Origin of the sequence: Nostoc sp. CHAB 5715, assembly GCF_020829685.1 — a bacterium.
Classification (GTDB): domain Bacteria; phylum Cyanobacteriota; class Cyanobacteriia; order Cyanobacteriales; family Nostocaceae; genus Nostoc.
In genome coordinates, this window is sequence record NZ_JAIVFR010000857.1 from 1 (window position 1) to 3,267 (window position 3,267).

Annotated in this window: 1 protein-coding gene and 1 pseudogene; both read left to right on the forward strand. The window is 43.2% G+C overall.

The window, feature by feature from the left end:
- Positions 1-1,118 (forward strand): annotated as a pseudogene (locus LC574_RS32540) (ShlB/FhaC/HecB family hemolysin secretion/activation protein); the annotation flags it as partial.
- A 592-nt stretch (positions 1,119-1,710) separates the two neighbouring features.
- Positions 1,711-3,267: diguanylate cyclase (locus tag LC574_RS32545; protein WP_229457722.1), on the forward strand; the 1,557-nt coding region annotated here is incomplete at its 3' end.

Consider the following 3,267-nt stretch of genomic DNA (forward strand, 5'->3'; position numbering starts at 1 on the left):
TCCGCTGAATTATCTGCTGGCTCACGTCCTGGCTCTAATTTGTTGGCTATCAAAGTAACAGAGGCGGATACATTTAATGTAGTCCAATAATTCTTGATAATGGGCGATCGCCTAGTGTTGGCAGTTTCCGCCGTGGATTACGATTGAATGAAGCCAACTTACTCGGATTGGGAGATAGTCTGAGTTTAGGATACACCAACACTGATGGTAGCAACTCCTTTGACGCTAGTTACACATTGCCTCTCAATCCCCGCAACGGAACGCTTTCCTTCAACTATGGCACTACGTCGAGTAATGTCATTGAACCTGATTTCGCTTTTCTAGATATCGAATCGGCATCTCGCTACTACGAATTGACATTTCGCCAGCCTATAGTTCAAACTCCGACACAAGAATTCGCTCTTGGGTTAACAGCTTCCCGACGCGAAAGTGATATCTCGTGGATTTATCAGAGAGAGAACCCATCAGCTCCCCCCTCTGTACTTTCACCTGGATCTGATGAACAGGGACGTACCAGAGTATCTGCCTTGCGATTTTTTCAAGAATGGACGAGTCGTAACAGCCGTGAAGTCATCGCCCTACGCTCTCAATTCAGTTTGGGTATAGATGTGTTGAATGCCACGGTTAATCAAAATCCTCCTGATAGCCGTTTTTTTGGTTGGCAAGGGCAAGGGCAGTGGGTACGCCTTTTAGCTCCTGAAACTTTACTTTTATTTCGTTTAAATACGCAACTAGCATCCAGAAGACTATTACCTATAGAGCAAATTGGCTTAGGTGGGCAGGATAGCGTTCGGGGGTACCGTCAAGATTATTTGCTGACAGATAATGGCACTTTTGTTTCTGCGGAAGTTCAAGTACCGATTCTGCGCTTACCCCAGATAGATAGTAGGTTACAGGTTGTCCCATTTGTGGATTTTGGTGTTGGCTGGAACAGTTCTGGTGGAGAGAATCCCGACCCTAATACTCTAGCTGCTGTTGGTCTGGGGTTGCGTTGGTCACAAGGCGATCGCTTCACCGTTCGTCTTGACTGGGGCATTCCTTTAGTATCTATTAACTCGAATGATAGAACATTACAAGAAAACGGGCTGTATTTTAGTTTATTCTATAATCCTTTTTAAAATTTAGGGGTTCATTCTCCTTCCCTTGTCTACCATAAACTGCGCCAACCGGGGTTCCCGCTCCATTAAAGCAACTGGCGTGCGATTTCAAATGCTCAGATATTTTTCCCCAGTGGGATGCGCCTAATTAATTTAATTCCTGCCTTGCTCTAATCTATTTCGCAAAATTAATTCCATCAAACAGAACTATTTGACTGATTAAAAAATAAAAATCAGACCGTTATTTATTTAATTCAGAGTTTCCCCACCACTCAGAATAAAAATCCGCAAATATACCAAGTGTTCTATTCAGTGTTTGATTTTATTCTGGGTATCCTAAGAAAGACAAGGTTAGATGATATGGAGAAAAGGGGAAAGTTTATAACTTATGTATGAATAGAGAAAACGAACCCAAAAGTCAGAATTTAGGAATCAGAACAAGAAAGTGGGGGATTCAGACTTGCCACTTTCTTGTTGACCGCTAAATTTTCTTGGTTTGCGGGGGTCTTAAACCCACTTATTCATCCGCCAGTCATACAGAATTCATGCTGAATTCTGACGACTGACTCCTGAATTCTATTTAGATAAAAATATGAAAAATTGAGGAACAGCCATGCTAGGAAACGAGCGGGAAAAAATACGCCATCTGTTGGTCATTCAAGACCTGCAAGGCCGGCGAACTGTCCCCTTGCGAGAGACTACTTATTCTCTGGGGCGGCATCCTGCAAACACTATTATCTTGTCTTCCCGGTCAGTATCAATGCAACATGCAATTTTATTGCGAGTAACTGTTCCAGAGACTGATCAATATGGCTTCCAGATTATTGATGGTAACTATAAAGGGAAAGGGAGTACAAATGGCTTATTTGTCAATGGCACTAAATGCTTCTCCCATAATCTCAGAAATGGAGATGTCATTGCCTTTGGCAGTAATCAAGCTCAAGCTAAATATTATGCTATTTCTAACATTTCAGAACAAGCATTTTCTGAATCTTTTGATGTTGAAGACTTATCTGGTTTCCTATCAGAGCAAGGTAGTCCTGCCAATCCTTTTCAAACCTTAGCTATCGATCCCAGCTTTGAAGTAGCTAGTGAGTCTGCTCTAGCTCGCCTAGCATCCTTCCCTGAACTCATCCCCAATCCAATTATTGAGATGGATTTGGAGGGAAGAGTTACTTATCTTAATCCAGCCGCAGCTCTCAAGTTTCCCCAACTTAGGGATATTGGAACAAAACACCCGATTTTAACAGGACTCCTGAGTACAAAGAATCTAGAAAAAAATTCTTTTGTGCGGGAGGTGGAAGTAGGTACAGAAGTTTTTGAACAATCCGTTCTCTACTTACCTGAAAGTGATTTAATTAGAACTTTTATTATTAGGGATATTACAGAACAAAAACAAGCCACAGCCGAACTACGTCAGCGCGATCGTTTGCTACAGGCAGTCGCAGAAGCTGCCAATTATTTGCTAGGGGAAATGAATTACGAAACTGGTATTGAGCTAGCTCTAGCTGTATTGGGTGAAGCTGCCAAAGCAGATCGTGCCTATCTCTTTCAGAACCATCCCCATCCCGCTACAGGAGAAATAGTAGTCAGCCTGCGGTTTGAATGGACACATCCTTCTATTGAATCTACTTACCAATATTGGCAGAATCAGCCTTATCAAGGTTCTGGATTAGCTCGTTGGTACACTGTTCTCTCTAGCGGCAAGTCGATTAGCGGACTCACCCAACAATTTCCTGCCGCCGAACAAGAATTCCTGATTCGAGATGGCATTCAATCCCTTCTCCTAGTACCTCTTTGCTCGGAGAAAGAGTTCTGGGGTTACCTTGGCTTGGCAGACTGCAACTTTGAGCGTCATTGGTCAAAGCACGAAGAATCTACCCTTTTGACGATGGCCGCCAGTATCATTGGTGCCCGGCAGCGTCAGCAAGTAGAAGAAAAGATTCGCTATCAAGCCCTACATGACATGCTGACAGGGTTGCCTAATCGCCTACTATTTAATGAGCTACTTAATAAAACTCTCCCCAACGCTACTCGGAATGGTGAAAGTTTAGCTGTGATCTTCCTCGACCTGGATCGCTTCAAGGTGATTAATGACACTTTGGGGCACACTCTGGGAGACCAATTATTACAAAGCGTCGCTAAAAGATTACAAGACTCACTCAGAGGC